Annotated in this window: 18 protein-coding genes; 9 read left to right on the top strand and 9 right to left on the bottom strand. The window is 29.1% G+C overall.

The genetic code is table 11. From position 1 onward, the window contains the following. The first annotated feature begins 84 nt into the window (after positions 1-84). On the top strand, positions 85-837 hold the full coding sequence (locus ACN0WB_RS02620; protein WP_417428538.1) for a glycosyltransferase family 2 protein: 753 nt from the start codon (positions 85-87) through the stop codon (positions 835-837). Next, positions 837-1,466: a deoxyuridine 5'-triphosphate nucleotidohydrolase gene (locus ACN0WB_RS02615; protein ID WP_417428536.1), complete on the top strand. Its 630-nt coding sequence runs from the start codon at positions 837-839 to the stop codon at positions 1,464-1,466. The genes ACN0WB_RS02620 and ACN0WB_RS02615 overlap by 1 nt, the downstream gene beginning before the upstream one ends. On the opposite strand, the gene ACN0WB_RS02610 is transcribed toward ACN0WB_RS02615, so the two are convergent. The 4 genes from ACN0WB_RS02610 to ACN0WB_RS02595 are packed head-to-tail and all read right to left on the bottom strand — an operon-like array spanning position 1,441 to position 4,583. Continuing rightward, complete coding sequence (locus ACN0WB_RS02610) at positions 1,441-2,706, bottom strand: 3-deoxy-D-manno-octulosonic acid transferase (RefSeq protein ID WP_417428534.1); 1,266 nt, start codon at positions 2,704-2,706, stop codon at positions 1,441-1,443. The two genes, ACN0WB_RS02615 and ACN0WB_RS02610, sit on opposite strands and share 26 nt — an antisense overlap. 45 nt (positions 2,707-2,751) lie before the next feature. Beyond that, on the bottom strand, positions 2,752-3,216 hold the full coding sequence (locus ACN0WB_RS02605) for a DUF1648 domain-containing protein (protein ID WP_417428532.1): 465 nt from the start codon (positions 3,214-3,216) through the stop codon (positions 2,752-2,754). Beyond that, on the bottom strand, positions 3,216-3,932 hold the full coding sequence (locus ACN0WB_RS02600; RefSeq protein ID WP_417428530.1) for an NlpC/P60 family protein: 717 nt from the start codon (positions 3,930-3,932) through the stop codon (positions 3,216-3,218). The genes ACN0WB_RS02605 and ACN0WB_RS02600 overlap by 1 nt, the downstream gene beginning before the upstream one ends. A gap of 3 nt (positions 3,933-3,935) precedes the next feature. Further along, positions 3,936-4,583 (bottom strand): O-methyltransferase, encoded by a 648-nt coding sequence (locus tag ACN0WB_RS02595; RefSeq protein WP_417428528.1) that lies wholly within the window; start codon positions 4,581-4,583, stop codon positions 3,936-3,938. A gap of 73 nt (positions 4,584-4,656) precedes the next feature. Here ACN0WB_RS02595 and ACN0WB_RS02590 point away from each other — a divergent pair, with 73 nt between their 5' ends. Continuing rightward, positions 4,657-4,890 carry a hypothetical protein gene (locus tag ACN0WB_RS02590; protein WP_417428527.1) on the top strand — a complete coding sequence of 78 codons (234 nt, stop codon included), beginning with the start codon at positions 4,657-4,659 and terminating at the stop codon, positions 4,888-4,890. Positions 4,891-4,980: 90 nt separating this feature from the next. Next, positions 4,981-5,199: a type II toxin-antitoxin system RelE/ParE family toxin gene (locus tag ACN0WB_RS02585; protein WP_417428525.1), complete on the top strand. Its 219-nt coding sequence runs from the start codon at positions 4,981-4,983 to the stop codon at positions 5,197-5,199. 50 nt (positions 5,200-5,249) lie between these two features. Here the strand turns inward: ACN0WB_RS02585 and ACN0WB_RS02580 are convergent, their stop codons facing one another. Continuing rightward, on the bottom strand, positions 5,250-6,086 hold the full coding sequence (locus ACN0WB_RS02580) for an OmpA/MotB family protein (protein ID WP_417428523.1): 837 nt from the start codon (positions 6,084-6,086) through the stop codon (positions 5,250-5,252). Positions 6,087-6,211: 125 nt separating this feature from the next. Between ACN0WB_RS02580 and tilS the strand changes: the two genes are divergently transcribed. Both tilS and ACN0WB_RS02570 read left to right on the top strand, forming a co-directional pair. Next, positions 6,212-7,486: a tRNA lysidine(34) synthetase TilS gene (tilS, locus tag ACN0WB_RS02575; protein WP_417428521.1), complete on the top strand. Its 1,275-nt coding sequence runs from the start codon at positions 6,212-6,214 to the stop codon at positions 7,484-7,486. Between the two features lie 91 nt (positions 7,487-7,577). Continuing rightward, entirely contained in the window at positions 7,578-9,641 is a 2,064-nt protein-coding gene (locus tag ACN0WB_RS02570) for a cytochrome c biogenesis protein CcdA (protein WP_417428519.1), read from the top strand. A gap of 153 nt (positions 9,642-9,794) precedes the next feature. Here the strand turns inward: ACN0WB_RS02570 and ACN0WB_RS02565 are convergent, their stop codons facing one another. After that, positions 9,795-10,643, bottom strand: a complete 849-nt coding sequence (locus tag ACN0WB_RS02565; protein ID WP_417428517.1) for a GLPGLI family protein — start codon at positions 10,641-10,643, stop codon at positions 9,795-9,797. 594 nt (positions 10,644-11,237) lie between these two features. After that, entirely contained in the window at positions 11,238-11,618 is a 381-nt protein-coding gene (locus ACN0WB_RS02560) for a rhodanese-like domain-containing protein (protein ID WP_417428515.1), read from the bottom strand. A gap of 119 nt (positions 11,619-11,737) precedes the next feature. On the opposite strand from ACN0WB_RS02560, the gene ACN0WB_RS02555 reads away from it, so the two are divergent. Then, entirely contained in the window at positions 11,738-12,520 is a 783-nt protein-coding gene (locus ACN0WB_RS02555; protein ID WP_417428513.1) for an alpha/beta fold hydrolase, read from the top strand. A gap of 75 nt (positions 12,521-12,595) precedes the next feature. Here the strand turns inward: ACN0WB_RS02555 and ACN0WB_RS02550 are convergent, their stop codons facing one another. Further along, a complete protein-coding gene (locus tag ACN0WB_RS02550) occupies positions 12,596-13,600 on the bottom strand; it encodes a DHH family phosphoesterase (RefSeq protein WP_417428511.1) in 1,005 nt (334 codons plus the stop codon). Positions 13,601-13,822: 222 nt separating this feature from the next. Here ACN0WB_RS02550 and rpmH point away from each other — a divergent pair, with 222 nt between their 5' ends. Beyond that, a complete protein-coding gene (gene rpmH / locus ACN0WB_RS02545; RefSeq protein ID WP_417428509.1) occupies positions 13,823-13,981 on the top strand; it encodes a 50S ribosomal protein L34 in 159 nt (52 codons plus the stop codon). 146 nt (positions 13,982-14,127) lie between these two features. After that, positions 14,128-14,838 carry a cell division ATP-binding protein FtsE gene (locus tag ACN0WB_RS02540; protein WP_417428507.1) on the top strand — a complete coding sequence of 237 codons (711 nt, stop codon included), beginning with the start codon at positions 14,128-14,130 and terminating at the stop codon, positions 14,836-14,838. Between the two features lie 2 nt (positions 14,839-14,840). On the opposite strand, the gene ACN0WB_RS02535 is transcribed toward ACN0WB_RS02540, so the two are convergent. Then, entirely contained in the window at positions 14,841-15,536 is a 696-nt protein-coding gene (locus ACN0WB_RS02535; protein ID WP_417428505.1) for a tRNA1(Val) (adenine(37)-N6)-methyltransferase, read from the bottom strand. Between the last annotated feature and the right edge of the window lie 9 nt (positions 15,537-15,545).

The following is a 15,545-nucleotide window of genomic DNA, read 5'->3' as shown; positions in this document are numbered from 1 at the left end:
AATAAGCCACAAATTTAAGGTTTTGAAATGAATTATTAATCCTACGAAATAATTGTAAATTTGCTTTTTCTGATTTAAAAAAATATGCCGGAAGTTTCCATTATCACACCTTGTTATAATTCTTCAAAGTTTTTGAAAGAAACTATTAATTCAGTTTTAAATCAAACCTTCAAAGATTGGGAATGGATTATTACTGATGATAATTCTGATGATAATTCTGTGCAAATCATTGAAAATATTGAAGATTCGAGAATTATATTAATTAAATCTAAAAAAAATGGTGGTGCAGGAACTGCGAGAAATCAATCTTTAGAAAAAGCGTCTGGAAGATTTATTACATTTTTAGATGCAGATGATTTCTGGAAGCCGAATTTTTTAGAAGAAATGATTTCCTTTATGAAAACCGAAAAAGCAGAATTGGTTTATTCAAATTATGCCAGATGTGATGAAAATTTAAATCCAAAGATTGAAGATTTTAAGGCAGATAAAGAAGTGACTTTCTATAATTTATTAAAAACTTGCAGGCTTTCTTTATTAAGTTCAATGTACGATTCTAAGAGAGTAGGAAAAGAATTTTTCCCTGCAGGAAGCAAAAGAGAAGATCACGTGATGTGGCTTAATTTATTAAAAAAAATTCCCATAGGAAAGCCTTTAAATAAAACAATGGCAAAATATAGAATGCATGAAAGTAGCGTTTCTCGTAAAAAAACCAATATTATGCTTGATCAATATTTGGTTTATAAAGATTATATGAAATTTTCTACTTTAAAATCTTGTTATTATACGGCAAATTGGGCAATCAATGGATTTTTAAAATATTCAAAATTTTTCAATTAATGGAATATTCTAAAGAATTTAAAGAAGCTTTGAGCAATTTCACGCCAAAAGAAAAAGACAAATTGATTTTCCGTCTTTTAAAAAAAGATAAAATTCTCTCCCAAAAACTTTATTTTGAACTCATTGAAACCAAAACAGTTGACGAAAAACGGCAAGAAATTGAAGATTTACTTTTAGAAAAAATAAGCTATTTCTCAAAAAATATTACAAATCCGAAATATTTTTTAGTTTTAATCAGAAAATTAAGTGGTGAAATTACATTGCACGTAAAAGTAACAAGTGATAAATTTGGTGAAGTTTATTTGAATTTATTTTTGGTAAAATCAATTCTAATACTTTACAAGAAAAAGTTTTCCTATCAAAGTTTTGAGCAAACTTACAAGCTATATCTCTATTTAATTAATAAAATTTTTCGTTCTTTAATTTTAACTTTAAAATTAGATGAAGATTATTTTATGGAAATTGATGAAATTTTAAAAGATATTTTGAATGAAATTTTAGATAACCAAAAAATGCAGAATTTGTGCATCAATAATGATTTAAATTTTAGCTATTTTAAAACAGAGAAAATCCCAAAGAATATTGCGGAAATTGTGAAAGATCTTAAACTACAGGGTTTTCTAAAGTAGAGTTTTCTTTTATTTTCTCTACGATTAAATGCGTTGCGTTCGGTTGAGAATAAATAAATTCTTTAGCATTTTCGCCCATTTTATTTAAAGTTTCAGTAGAATCTTTATTTAAAATTTTTAAAATAAATTCTGTCGCATCATATTCGTTATTAAAAGATTTTGCTCCGTTATTTTTAATTAAATTATCGGCTTCTGGATTTTTTCGATATTGATTTCCAAACAAAACTGGAATTCCAAAAGTGGCAGCTTCTAAAATATTATGCAAACCAGCGCCGTGAAAACCGCCGCCAACAAAAGCTAAATCTGCATAACTATAAATTTTTGAAAGCAAACCGATGGAATCAATAATTATAATTTGAGATTTGAGATTTAAGACTTGAGATTTTTTTAGCGCACTATACAAAACCGCATTTGGAAAAGTCTTTTTTAATTCTGGGATTCTTTTTAAATCGTGCGGCGCAATAATTATTTTAATTTCCTGTAATTTATTTGAAATAATTTCCACAATTTTTTCTTCCTTTTCCCAAGAACTTCCAAAAACTAAGAGTTTCTGCTTGTCTTTAAATTCTTCAATAAATTCTACAGAATTATCCCGATTTGCAATTTCTTTTACTCTGTCAAATCTTGTATCGCCAGTTGTTACAGAATTTTCTAAACCAATACTTTTCGCCAAAGCTGTAGAATGATAAGTTTGGTGGAAAAAATAATTAATATTTCTCCTTAATTCTTGGGCAAACCATTTTCCGTAAGGTTTAAAGAAAACTTGGGTTTCATAAAAAAGCGCAGAAATAACGTAAGTTTTTGCGCCTTGGTTTTTTAATTCTTCTAGCAAATTGTACCAATAATCGTATTTTACGGTAAAAAATATTTTTGTTTTAAAATAGGAAGTAAATTCTATTATCCATTTTTTCTTATCAAATGGAAGATAAACAATGGCATCTGCAATATTTTCTTTATTAATAACATTTTCATAACCACTTGGAGAGAAAAATGATATTAATATTTTACAATCTGGAAATTCTTTCTTTAAAAGTTCTAAAACAGGCAAACCTTGTTCATATTCTCCCAAACTTGCGGCGTGCATCCAAATTATTTCGTCGGTTTTTTTGAAAGTTTTTTCTACAATTTCACAACTTTGTCGTCTTCCCGCTAAACCTTTTTTTATTTTATAATTGAAAACCGCCGCGATTCTCATTCCGAAAATTAAAAGATGTATGAATATTTGGTAGAGAAATTTCATTGTTTTTAAAAGAGTATTGCAAAAAACTTTGCTAAATTTTATGATTTATTTGTAAATATAAGCCGATAAAACTGCAAGCGCAATTAATATAAAAATTGCAGAAATATATTTTAAAGGATTTATCTTAAAATCTGGGCTTGAAGAGAGTGAAAACTTAACAATTCCTTTTTGAAGATCTAAGAAGAGCAGTAGAATTAACAATAATAATAGTTTTGATAATAGTTGGAAAATAAAAATTTGAGTGTCTCTATTCTCCGCTGTTAAAGCAAATGGGAAATTAACATTTTTAAAATCCTTATCTGTACTGTAAATAAGAATAAAAATTCCGGTAGCAACAATTGGAAGCAAAAAAAACCAAACTTTATTTCCGAAGTTATCTGGCTTTCCATCAAGACCAAAATGAATAGGGATTATTTTTGGCAAATTACTGTATTTTAAAATAGTGTAAACCCACAGAATTGCCGCCAAAGCATAATTAAATCCATCCAGAAAATTATAAATATAATTCATTACAACATATTCTTCACAAACCGCAATTTGTGAGTGTGCGTATTTTTTTCTTTGTTAAAAATTCCTGTAGAATCCAGCTCATCAATTCTCACTTTTCCGTGTGCGTGAATAATTTGATGTGAATTTAGCATAATTCCAACATGAATAATTCTTCCCTCAGAATTTTCAAAAAACGCCAAATCTCCGGCTTCACTTTCTTCCACAAAATCTAAAACTTTTCCTAATTCTCCTTGTTGATAAGTATCTCGCGGAATTTTTTTACCATTCACTTTATAAACCAACTGCGTAAATCCGCTGCAGTCAATTCCAAAAAAACTTTTCCCGCCCCATAAATAGGGCACGTTTAAAAATTCTTTTGCGGTTGTTATAATATTGGTTCTTAAATCTTCACTTTTCTTTGTAGAAATAGTTTCAAAACTAACTTCAGAGCCGATAGATAAAAGGATTTTCCCTTCATCAGAAATATGGGATTGAAAATTTTCTGTAATTAAATTTACTTTTCTATTTTGTAAATCGGCAACAGAAATTTCTGAAATTTGTTTTGTATCCATCCAACCTTCATAACCGTCAAAATCCATTTTAATTTTTGTCCAGTTAGATTTCACTTCTAAAACTGCAACACTTTCGCCAAATAAAAGTTGAGTTACAATTTCCGCTTTATCAGAAGACTCTGCACGAATTGGCGCTACTGAAACGCAACAAATAGCTTTATTCATAAATTATTTTTTTCTTGCAAGTTGAATACCGTCGCGTAAAGGTAAAATAAGATTTTCAAAATCTGTGTCTTGCGCAATTAATTCGTTCAATTCTTTAATGATTTTTGTAGATTCTTGCGTGGGATTTTCTTCCAAAACTTTTCCGTACCACAAAACATTATCTATTAAAAGAACTGCGCCGCTTTTCATTTTTGGTTTAATTAAATTTAAATAATTGATATAGTTATGTTTATCGGCATCAATAAAAACCAAGTCCCATTCTACATTTAACTTCGAAATTTCTTCCAAAGCACTTCCTTTAATAAAATTTATTTTTGAAGAAAATTCACTTTCTTTAAAATATTTCTCTGGCAAATAAGCCAATTCTTCGTTTTTGTCAATCGTATAAATGGTTCCATTTTCTGCTAAACCTTCTGCTAAAGAAAGCGTGGCGTAACCTGTGAAAGTTCCAATCTCTAAAATATTATTTGGCGAAATTAATTTAGAAACAATACTCAATAATCTTCCTTGTTGATAACCAGAAATCATGTGCGGTTGCGTAGTTTTTTGGTAAGTTTCTCGACGCAATTTTTTTAAAATTTCTGGCTCTTCGGAAGCGTGAAATTCTAAATAACGATCCATTTCTGGTGATAATTCTTCAAAAAAACTCATTGATTTTGTTTGCTCAAAAATACTAAATTTTGTTGAGTGTTTTTTCTATCTTTGAAGTATAAAAATTTTAAAAATGGATATCAACGCAGAAAAAATAGAATTAACGAAAGAGATTTTTAAAATTCAGGATATCGAAATCATATCTAAATTGAAAAAAACTTTAAAAAGTTTTCTCAAAGTTGACGAAATAAGTCCAATGAGCTTGGAACAATTTTACGCGGAAATTGGTGAATCTTTGAGTGATATTGAAGAAGGCAGATTTATGGAACATTCAGAAGTTGTTGAAAGATACAAGAACAAAGTATGAAAGTTATTTGGTCTAATTTTGCAATCAAAAAAACAGATGAAATTTTTGACTATTACCATTTAAAAAGTAAGTTTTAATGTTGCAGATAAATTGATAAAAGGTATTTTTAATTCCGTTGAAATTTTGGAGCATTTCCCTTTAAAAGGAGAAAAAGAAGAATTGCTGATTAATAATAAAAAAGATTTCAGATATCTTATTTATAAGAATTATAAAATAATATATTGGCAAAACGAAAAGAAAAACAGAATAGAAATTGTAAATGTTTTTGATACAAGACAAAACCCAATGAAAATCAAAAAATTAAAATAAAAATTCCCGAAAAATCAATTTTCGGGAATTGTTATAGAATAAAGAAAAGTTTATTTTTTGGTTGGTGCAATGTCCATTAATTTCATAAACTCATCCAATTTCGGCATAATAATAATTTCCGTTCTTCTGTTTTCTGCTCTACCAGAAACTGACATATTTGTAGTTTTTGGTTGATATTCAGAATTTCCTCCGGCTGTAATTCTTGCGGGATCAACTCCGAATTGATTTTGCAAAATTCTCGCAACAGAAGTTGCTCTTAACGCACTTAAATCCCAATTATCTTTCGGTACAGAATTACTATTCAATGGAACATTATCAGTATTTCCTTGTATTAAAACTGAATATTTATCATAATCATTAATTACTTTCGCCACTTTTCCTAAAACTTCTTGCGCAGCAGGTTGTACATCAAAACTACCTGTTTTATAAAGCATTTTATCAGATAAGGAAATCATAACCACACCTTTCAAAACTTTTACTTGTACATCGCTATCTGCAATATTGTCTAACGAACGTTTTAATTTATTAGATAATGCTAAATTTAAACTATCATTTTTAGCATTGGTAGAAATCAAGCGTTTGATGTAAGCGTTTGAGGAATTAATTTCACCAATCAATTTATCAATATTTGCAGAACCTTTTCCCGTGTTTGCTAAACAAGCATCTAAAGAAGATTTTAAAGAATTATTTTGATCTTTCAATAATTTGTTTTCACTTGTAAGCCCAGAGTTTGCATTTTGCAGATCCTGAATTGTTCTTTGATTTGCTGCGGCGCCATCTAAACATTGTTTATAATTAATGTTTAAAGCTTCAAATTGTTTTTTACTTACACAAGAAGTAAGCGAAATCGCGATCAATCCGATTCCGAGAAATTTTAAAATCTTCATAAAAATTTATTTTAGTAATTTAATTTGTTTGTTTAATTATAAAAAACCGCAAAACAATTTTGAGTGCGGAATTATTAAATTCAAATTTACGAAATCATTTTACAAAGAAGAATTATCTTTGTTAAATGTATCTTAATAAACAGAACTTCCAAAACCAAGTTTCAACTTTAATGCCAAATTATAAAGAAATGAAATTTCTTTTGGCTGTAAGTGGCGGTTCAGATTCTATGGTTTTAGCGCATTTGTTTAAAAATTTAGAAATAAATTTTCAAATTGCACATATTAATTATAAACTTCGTGGTGAAGAATCGAATTTGGATGAAAAAGTAGTAGAAGATTTTTGCAAAAAAAACAATATTAAATTCCATTTATATAATGTTTCAGAACAGGATAAAAAGCCAGAAAATTCCATTCAACTTTGGGCAAGAAATTTAAGGTATTCCTTTTTTGAAAAAATTAAATTAGAGGAAAATTTAGATTATTTAGCGACTGCACATCATTTAAATGATGAATTGGAGACTTTCATTATTAATCTTTCTCGCGCTTCTGGTTTAAAAGGTTTAAGTGGAATTCCGAAAAATAGCAACCAGATCTTTCGTCCGCTTTTAAAATTTAGCAAAGAAGATATTTATCGATTTGCTGCAGAAAATAAATTAGAATTTCGAGAAGATAAAAGCAATCAAAAATCAGATTATTTACGCAATTTTATTAGAAATGTAATTACACCCCAATTACTGAAAACAAACTCGCAATTTTTAGAAAACTTTAGCAAAACTTTAACGTTTCTTGAAGAATCTGAAAATTTCATTAGTAAAGAAATTGAAAAAAAACGCAAAACTTTATGTGATGAAATTAATTCAAAAATAGTTTTTAATAAAGCAAAATTAAAAATAGAATCCAATTTTATAAAATTTAAACTGCTAAAAAAATATGGTTTTAAGGAACCACATGAAATCTCAAAAATTTTCTCTGCAGAAAATGGTAGCCGATTCTTTTCTAATACGCATCAACTAAAAGTAAATTCCACTCAATTAATTATTAAAGATTTAGACGAAAAAGTAATTGATTTTAAGCCAATTAGCATTAAAAAAAACGACGAAATCCACATCAAAGATTTCTGCGTAGATTATAAAGAAATTGGAAAAGTTTGGGAAATAAACTCAGATAAAATAAATTGGCCATTAAAATTGCGTCAACCAAAATCTGAAGATATTTTTAATCCAATTGGAATGAAAGGAAAAAAGAAAGTCAAAAAATTTATACGAGATTTAAAACTTTCTGATTCTGATGAATTAGTATTAGTTTTGGCGGATTCTGAAGACCAAATTCTTGGCGTTATTCCGTTCCGACAAAATGGGGAATTCTTTGCAGAAAATAAAAATTTATCTATTTATCTTTAAATATTTGTTCTATCAATTGCTTCTATTGTTTAAAAACTAAGCTATTTTAATTTGCTTTAAATATATTTGCAAGTCATTATAAAAAATAAAAATGAAAAAGTTTCTTCTCTTTATAATTCTCATCTTCTCACAATTATTTTCGGCTCAAATAAAAGATCCGGTAAAATTTAAATATGACATAAAAGATTTAGGAAACAACCAATATGAAGCAGTTTTAACGGCTTCAATTGAAAAAAATTGGCATATTTATTCTAAAGATTTACCACCAGATTCTGGGATTCCCACTGAAATGAAATTATCTTCTCCAGACGGAATAGATTTAATTGGAAAAGTAACAGAAGTGGGTAAAAAACACGATGAATTTTCCGAAGCTTTTGGCGCACAAATCGTGTATTATTCAAATCAAGTTTTATTTAAACAAAAATTTAAATTAAAAAAACCTGAAAAAGCTGCAAATGTTTCCGCAGAAATTACCTACCAAACTTGTAATGACCGCGTTTGTCTCGCTCCAAATACTTTAGAATTTCAGAAAAAAATTGCCGCTTCTGCAATTGCAGATACAAAAGAAAATCCGGAAGTTTCACCGGGAAATACAGTTGTTACATCAACTTTGCTGGATTCTACAATGGAACCAAAAATGCAAACTTCGGAGGTTTCTCCAACAACTACAGATCCAAACAATATAAAAGTTTCGACTTTAGATTTTAAAAATCCACTCACAGATTGCGGTGTGGTTCAAGAAAAATCTTCTGAAAATTATTGGATGTATTTACTTTTGGGTTTTATCGGCGGATTGGTCGCTTTATTGACGCCGTGCGTTTTTCCAATGATTCCACTAACAGTTTCCTTCTTCACAAAAGGAATGAAAGACAAAGCGAAAGGTAAAAGAGATGCGTTTATTTACGGCTTTTTTATTCTTTTAATTTTCGTTTTATTAAGCGTTCCGTTTCACATAATTGATGGAATTGCGGGAAATGTGTTCAACCAAATTTCTACAAGTGTTGGTTTAAACATTGTGTTTTTTATTATTTTTCTATTTTTTGCTGGAAGTTTCTTCGGTTATTATGATATTACTTTACCAAGTTCCATCGCGAATAAATCTTCAAAAGCAGAAGATGCAGGTGGAATTATCGGGATTTTCTTTATGGCATTAACTTTAGTGATTGTTTCCTTTTCTTGCACAGGTCCAATTTTAGGAAGTTTGCTTGGAAGTGCAGTTACAGGATCTTCAAATATTCCGATGTTGCTGACTTTTGCTTTGGCTGGTTTTGGAATTTCTTGGGCAATTATTTTCGGACTTTTGGCTTTATTTCCACAAGCGTTGCAATCTTTGCCAAAATCTGGCGGTTGGATGAATACGGTGAAAGTGGTGTTAGGTTTTATAGAACTTGGTTTGGCTTTGAAATTTTTATCAAAAGCAGATTTAGTGACCAAAACTTTCTTGCTTAAAAGAGAACTTTTTGTAGCAATTTGGATTTTGATTACAATTGGTTTAGTTCTTTATTTATTTGGAATTATAAGATTTCCTCACGATGATAAAAAACCAAAAATTTCTTTAGGCAGAAAACTTTTTGGAGTGGCAGGAATTGCTTTTGTGATTTATTTATTTCAAGGGTTGATTCCTGCAGAAAGACCAAAATTACAATTGTTAAGCGGGATTTTACCACCTTTAAATGTAAGTTATTTCCATGACGAAAATGACGGAATTTTAGGAATGCATCCCGAACACGATTATTTTAAAGCCATAGAATTAGCAAAAAAAGAGAACAAACCAGTTTTGATTGATTTCACCGGTTATGGTTGCGAAAACTGCCGTAAAATGGAGGAATTCGTGTGGTCGCAAGATGATGTTTTACCGATTTTGCAAAACGATGTGATTCTCGCGTCACTTTATGTGGACGATAAAGAAGAATTGCCTTTAAACGAGCAAACTAAAATTGATATGGGAAATGGACAATTGAAAAAAGTGAAAACAATTGGCGATAAATGGAGCTTGTTTCAGCAAGTTAATTTTAATAACAATTCCCAGCCGCATTACGTTTTGGTGACACCTGATGGAAAAGTAATAAACTCGCCGGTTTCTGGCTACATGTCTAAAGAAGATTTTAAAAAGTTTTTGATGTGTGGAATTGGGTATTTTGAGAAGAGTAAATAGATTAAATTTTTAAAAATAATTAGTATTGTTGAATATAGTTATAAAGAGAATTGAAATAAATATAATAATTTATTAAAATAAAATCAGAAAGCAAAACAAATAGTTATAATTACGATTTTTTGCAAAATTATTACGCTGATGTTGTATTATGTTTTAATCTTCTAATTCAATAGGATTATATCCCTTTTTTTCTAATTCGTTTGTTTTTTCTTTTTGCCGTAAATTTTCCCTTTGTTCCGAAGTAAGAACTACCCCCATATTTTCAAATGAATGTGACAAATTTTCTCTAAAATCTTCTTTCGCTTTAAACAATTCATTTTTTGTAACTACTTTTGAATTTTCATAACGACTCTTATCTATTTCTATTGTTTTTCCTTTAAGAACAGAACTTGGTATGGATTTTACTAATTCAAAATCGTAATCTTCTTGTTTGTCAGTTATTTTTACGATCAAACCTGGTAATCCTCCAAATTTATATGGTCCATATGGAAATGGTATTTCAGTCGAATACCAAGCAATCCAATACCTTCCTTTAAAACTTAATTCTGCTTTTTTACAAATCAATGAATTAATAGTTTTTGTTTCATTAACTAATTTCCAATCCTGGATTTTAGGTTCAATATATGACAGCAACGACATTCCAACCATTCCGTAAAACTGTACATTGTCATTTGATTGAATGATTACAAAATTGGAATTTAATTTAGGTAGTGACTTTCCCCTAAAGTCAATAACTTTAGAATTACCATTTGAAATTGATTTTGTTTCAGATAGAAAAATTGAGTCAAATTTCAGCGTATTTTCGCTAATGAAAAATGAACGGCTATCGCTAATTTGAAGCGAAAAAAGTTCTTTATAAATATTAGTTGGATATAAATTATTTGATTTAGATTTTAGTAAATATGTGAAATTTCCACGTAGTGAGTCTTTTTTTTGAGAATAAATTACAGTGAAAAAAAATAAGAATACTAATGTTAGAATATTTCTCTTTGTGGAATTCATAAAGTATTTTTTAAAGAAACCATCTAATTATTCAAATTTGATTTTATAGAAGAAAATGAATTCTTAGATGGCTTAAAAATTAAGATCTCTTTTAAAGTAAAAATCTTTATGTTAGTAAATTCCCGACGTATTTGAATAAGGAGCTCCCGCAGAACAGTAATTTGCTTCAATTGCCTTACACCATTCAATCTGATTTTGTTGTCCCCAATCTCCTGCCTGATATGTAACTACATTAACTCCACAAGTAGAGAAATAACGATATGTGGTTAATTCTTGAATTACCTTCGATTGAGTTGTTGTGTTTTTTTCTTTTAATAATTTTGTAACTAAGATTTTTTGGTGTTCTTAATCTCAACTGATTTAGCATTAGCAAAACCAACAAAAAGAATTGCTAGTAAAATTAATTTTTTCATAATAATAAATTTTTAATGTATTAGAAGGCACTTTGTTTTCTTAATTACAAATATAAATAAAAATCTCTATTTTACACAAGTTTAATAAATTATTTAATGATTTTATTCTGATATATTTAATGATTTTGAATATATAGCATAATACTCGTAATCCAATCATATTCTAACTATCATTAATTAATCAAAATTTAAACTTTTTATCCTGAAGTTTTTTCACATTTTCTAAACCAATTCCGTTAGTAACATCTTTAATTCCGTTTTCATTTAAAATGGAAATGGCTTTTGTACTTCTTTTTCCGGTTACACAAAAAGTAATAATATTTTTCTTGCCTTCAAATTCTGAAATGCGTTTCGGGATTTCCTCTAAAGGAATATTTACGGCGCCTTTCGCGCTGCCTTCTGCAAATTCTTGCGGCGTTCTTACATCCACCAAAAAGGGATTTTCTTTTAATTTCTGCTTTAAAATTTCGGTAGAAGTGGTAGAAGTAGTTTCTGCAGATTTAATTATTGGTGTGCAATTTATCAAAAGCGGCAAAAATGAAATAACAAATAAATTTTTCATATTATTTTTTTGATTTAAATATAAATGCAATTTACCTTTTTTAAACTTCACATAAAACGCCAGAAATAATTCCCTAAGTCATTCTTAATTTTTAAATTTAATTTTTAAAAAGAAATACGATGTTACACTACGAATTATCCGGAAAGGGAAAAGAAAATTTAGTTTTACTTCATGGTTTTATGGAAAATTCAGATATCTGGAAATTCTTAGAACCTCATCTTTCTACAAAATTTAAAATCATAAAAATTGATTTACCGGGCCACGGAAAATCTGACAATTACGGTGAAATCCATTCAATGGAAATGATGGCGATTGAAGTAGAAAAAGTCATTTCAGAATTAAATTTAGAAAAGATTCATCTCTTGGGTCATTCTATGGGCGGTTACGTTTCTTTGGCATTTGCGGAATTATTTCCTGAAAAACTGAAAAGTCTGACCTTATTTTTTTCCACTTTTCTTGCAGATGATGAAGAGAAAAAAGACCAAAGAAGCAAAAGTTTAAGAATTATAAAAGATGCATTTAAACATTATGTGAATGCGGGAATTCCGAATTTATTTAATCCAAATGAGAAAGATATTTTAGAAGGTAAAATAAATTTCGCAAAAGAAACTGCTTTATCAACGGACAATTCTGGTGTTTTAGCTGCTGTAAAAGGAATGATTGCAAGAACGGATAAATTAGAACTTTTAAAAAATCTTGATGGAAAAATTTTAGTTCTCACAGGAAAACACGATTCAGCAGTTAATACAGAAAAAACTTTAAAAAATATCCCCGAGAAAACGAATATAAAATCTTATGTTTTAGATTGCGGACACATGGGACAACTGGAAAAACCTGAAATTTGCGCTGCAATAATCAACACAGAATTACTTCACGATTTACCGAAATATCTGGTTTTTTAAACAACATTTTACTCAAAAGTCATAAAAGTTTTTTAAAATCAATAGAATGAAATTATCCTTTTTTTAAAGTTTGAATTACAATTTTTCGATTGCAATAATTTCCTTGAATTCTAAAATGGTTTGCTCCAATGTTTTATCACATCTTCCACCCGCCGCGTTGATATGACCGCCGCCATTGAAATATTTCCGTGAAAATTGATTCACGTCTGTTGCATCTTTGCTTCGGAAAGAAATTTTTATAAAATCTTCATATAAATCTTCCATAAAAAATGCAGAAACTTTGGTTCCTTTTATGCTCAAACCGTAATTTACAAAACCTTCTGTATCGCCTTTTTGAAATCCAAGATTTTGCAGTTCTTCTCTTTTTAACCACAAAATCGCAACTTCACCATCTTGCACTGTTTCTATTCTACCCAAAACCAAAGCCAATAAATGCAAACGAGAAATGGTATTTGTGTCCCAAGTGTTGGAAGAAATCATTGCAGGATCTGCTCCTTTTTCAATTAAATTCCCGGTAATTCTGTGCGTTTCTGCACTTGTAGAACGAAATCTAAACCCACCTGTATCGGTCATAATTCCTGTATAAAGACATTCTGCAACACCTTTACCAATTAAATTAACTTCGTCTAAAGCTTCTATAAAATGATAAATCATTTGACAAGTTGCAGGAACAGAAGTATCTGAATAAACAAAATCAAAATTTTCTGGTTGTTGATGATGATCAATTAAGATTTTTTTTGCCCATGATTTCGTAAACCAATCTCCTAAGATTCCAATTCTGGAAGCCGCATTAAAATCTAAACAAAAAATGACGTCTGCTTTATAAATAGCTTCTCCAGCTTTTTTTCTTTTATATTCTGAAATAATTATTTCTTTAGAATTTGGCATCCATTTTAAAAATTTTGGGAAATCATTTGGAACCAAAACTGTCGCTTCAATTCCTTTATTTTTTAAAAAATTTTTTAAACCTAAAGATGAACCAATAGCGTCTCCATCGGGATTATGATGCGTAATAATAACTATATTTTTATTTGGTGATAGTAAGTTTTTTATATCTGAAATTTCTTGAGAAGTAAACATTAATTAAGTATTTTTAAGATGACAAATATAGGTTTTTATAAGAAGATTAGCTTTTAAAACTATTAATATAAATCGCAATTTATTCATTAACAGTGATTTAAAAAGCAAAAATAAATTCTATAAAATATTTAAAAAAAGAGAAATTAGGTTTGTAGATTTTAAAATAATTTATATCTTTGCAATCTGAATTTTAAGAATAATAAAGGCTAAATATATCAAGTCATGAGCAAAAGAACCTTCCAACCATCTGAAAGAAAAAAAAGAAACAAACACGGTTTCCGTGAAAGAATGTCAACGCCGAACGGTAGAAGAGTTTTAGCTGCAAGAAGAGCAAAAGGCAGAAAAAGCCTTACTGTTTCTGGTGTGCGTGCAAAAAGATAATTCGTTTTTTAAAAATATTTATAAAATGCTTGAATAAAAAAATTCAAGCATTTTTTGTTGTTAAAATTTGCTAAAATTTAGGATTTGCGAGAGTTTTTTAATTATTTTTGACCTGCAATCCAACAATGAACCAAAACTAAAAGAATATGCCACATAGAAATGAAAATGGAGAGAATATCATCTATCTAAACAATGCAAAAATTGTTCAGAAAAATTTTACGGTTTTAAATGACGTTAATCTTCATATTCAAAGAGGTCGTTTTTGCTATTTAATTGGCAAAACTGGTTCTGGTAAAAGTTCTTTGTTAAAGGTTCTTTATGGTCATCTTCCGTTGAAAATTGGCTCCGGAAATGTGGCTGGTTTTAAGTTAGAAACTCTTCGAGCTGGAGATGTACCGAATCTTCGTAGAAAATTAGGAATCGTTTTTCAAGATTTCCAATTACTGATGGATAGAAATGTGGAGAAAAATTTAAAATTTGTTTTAGAAGCGACCGGTTGGACGGAAAAAATTAAAATGGACGATCGTATAAACGAAGTTCTTTCTAGTGTAGGAATGAAAACCAAAAAACACAAAATGCCACATCAACTTTCTGGTGGAGAACAACAAAGGATTGCCATTGCAAGAGCTCTTTTAAATCACCCAGAATTAATTTTAGCAGATGAACCCACAGGAAATCTTGATCCAGAAACTTCTAATGATATTATGACACTTTTAAAACGTGTGGCGCAAGAAAATAATTGTGCAGTTGTAATGGCGACGCACGATTATCATATGATTCAGAATTTCCCAGGAGAAGCTATAAAATGTGAAGATGGAAAAGTTTCTATAATGGATACCGCAGAATTATTTGAATAAAATTATTTAAAAATATGAAAATCCTTCGTGATTTCTAAATATTGGTCTGAGAATTTTCTCGGACTTTTTTCTATTATAAATTCTGATATTTCGGGTGAACTTTTCTCTTTTTTAAATTCTAAAATAAGTCTTTTGGGTTTTAAGTTTTCTCTTCCAAGAATGATGATTTTCTTTGAAAGATAGAGAGAACTTCGCAAAGCCAATTCTTCAAAATCTACTTCACTTTCTGCTGGAATTATAACGGAAAAAATACCATTATTATTTAATTGTAGAGCTGCATTAATTATTAAATCTGAGAAATTTAAATGAATTTTTTGACGTGCGATTTCATCTTTATTAGATTGCGGTGTAACATCAAAATAAGGTGGATTGCAAATGATTAAATCAAATTTAGGTGTAGAAGAAAAATTATTAAAATCTATATTTTTAGCAGAAAGCCGATTAAAATAAAGAGAATTTTTAAAATTTAAAGCTGATAATTGTGTTGCTTTCTTATTAATATCAATTGCTAAAATAGTTGCATTTTTATTTCTTTGCGCAATCATTAAAGAAATAATTCCGGAACCGCTTCCTACTTCTAAAACATTCTGAGCATTTTTTACAGAAGAAAGTGCACCAAGCAAAACCGCATCTGTCCCAACACGAAAAACATTTTCCTCTTGAAGAATAGAGAAGTTTTTAAATTGAAATGGTTTCAACTTTTAAAA

It is taken from the genome of Halpernia sp. (assembly GCF_048269545.1).
Lineage (GTDB): Bacteria > Bacteroidota > Bacteroidia > Flavobacteriales > Weeksellaceae > Halpernia.
Note: the sequence above shows the minus strand (reverse complement) of the source record. Positions and strands in the feature narration are given on the sequence as shown.

Excerpts from the sequence above, each read along its gene's own strand:
- ACN0WB_RS02620 (WP_417428538.1), top strand. The coding sequence starts at position 85 with ATGCCGGAAGTTTCCATTATCACACCTTGTTATAATTCTTCAAAGTTT.
- ACN0WB_RS02615 (WP_417428536.1), top strand. The coding sequence starts at position 837 with ATGGAATATTCTAAAGAATTTAAAGAAGCTTTGAGCAATTTCACGCCA.
- ACN0WB_RS02610 (WP_417428534.1), bottom strand. The coding sequence starts at position 2,706 with ATGAAATTTCTCTACCAAATATTCATACATCTTTTAATTTTCGGAATG.
- ACN0WB_RS02605 (WP_417428532.1), bottom strand. The coding sequence starts at position 3,216 with ATGAATTATATTTATAATTTTCTGGATGGATTTAATTATGCTTTGGCG.
- ACN0WB_RS02600 (WP_417428530.1), bottom strand. The coding sequence starts at position 3,932 with ATGAATAAAGCTATTTGTTGCGTTTCAGTAGCGCCAATTCGTGCAGAG.
- ACN0WB_RS02595 (WP_417428528.1), bottom strand. The coding sequence starts at position 4,583 with ATGAGTTTTTTTGAAGAATTATCACCAGAAATGGATCGTTATTTAGAA.
- ACN0WB_RS02590 (WP_417428527.1), top strand. The coding sequence starts at position 4,657 with ATGGATATCAACGCAGAAAAAATAGAATTAACGAAAGAGATTTTTAAA.
- ACN0WB_RS02580 (WP_417428523.1), bottom strand. The coding sequence starts at position 6,086 with ATGAAGATTTTAAAATTTCTCGGAATCGGATTGATCGCGATTTCGCTT.
- tilS (WP_417428521.1), top strand. The coding sequence starts at position 6,212 with ATGTATCTTAATAAACAGAACTTCCAAAACCAAGTTTCAACTTTAATG.
- ACN0WB_RS02570 (WP_417428519.1), top strand. The coding sequence starts at position 7,578 with ATGAAAAAGTTTCTTCTCTTTATAATTCTCATCTTCTCACAATTATTT.
- ACN0WB_RS02565 (WP_417428517.1), bottom strand. The coding sequence starts at position 10,643 with ATGAATTCCACAAAGAGAAATATTCTAACATTAGTATTCTTATTTTTT.
- ACN0WB_RS02560 (WP_417428515.1), bottom strand. The coding sequence starts at position 11,618 with ATGAAAAATTTATTTGTTATTTCATTTTTGCCGCTTTTGATAAATTGC.
- ACN0WB_RS02555 (WP_417428513.1), top strand. The coding sequence starts at position 11,738 with ATGTTACACTACGAATTATCCGGAAAGGGAAAAGAAAATTTAGTTTTA.
- ACN0WB_RS02550 (WP_417428511.1), bottom strand. The coding sequence starts at position 13,600 with ATGTTTACTTCTCAAGAAATTTCAGATATAAAAAACTTACTATCACCA.
- rpmH (WP_417428509.1), top strand. The coding sequence starts at position 13,823 with ATGAGCAAAAGAACCTTCCAACCATCTGAAAGAAAAAAAAGAAACAAA.
- ACN0WB_RS02540 (WP_417428507.1), top strand. The coding sequence starts at position 14,128 with ATGCCACATAGAAATGAAAATGGAGAGAATATCATCTATCTAAACAAT.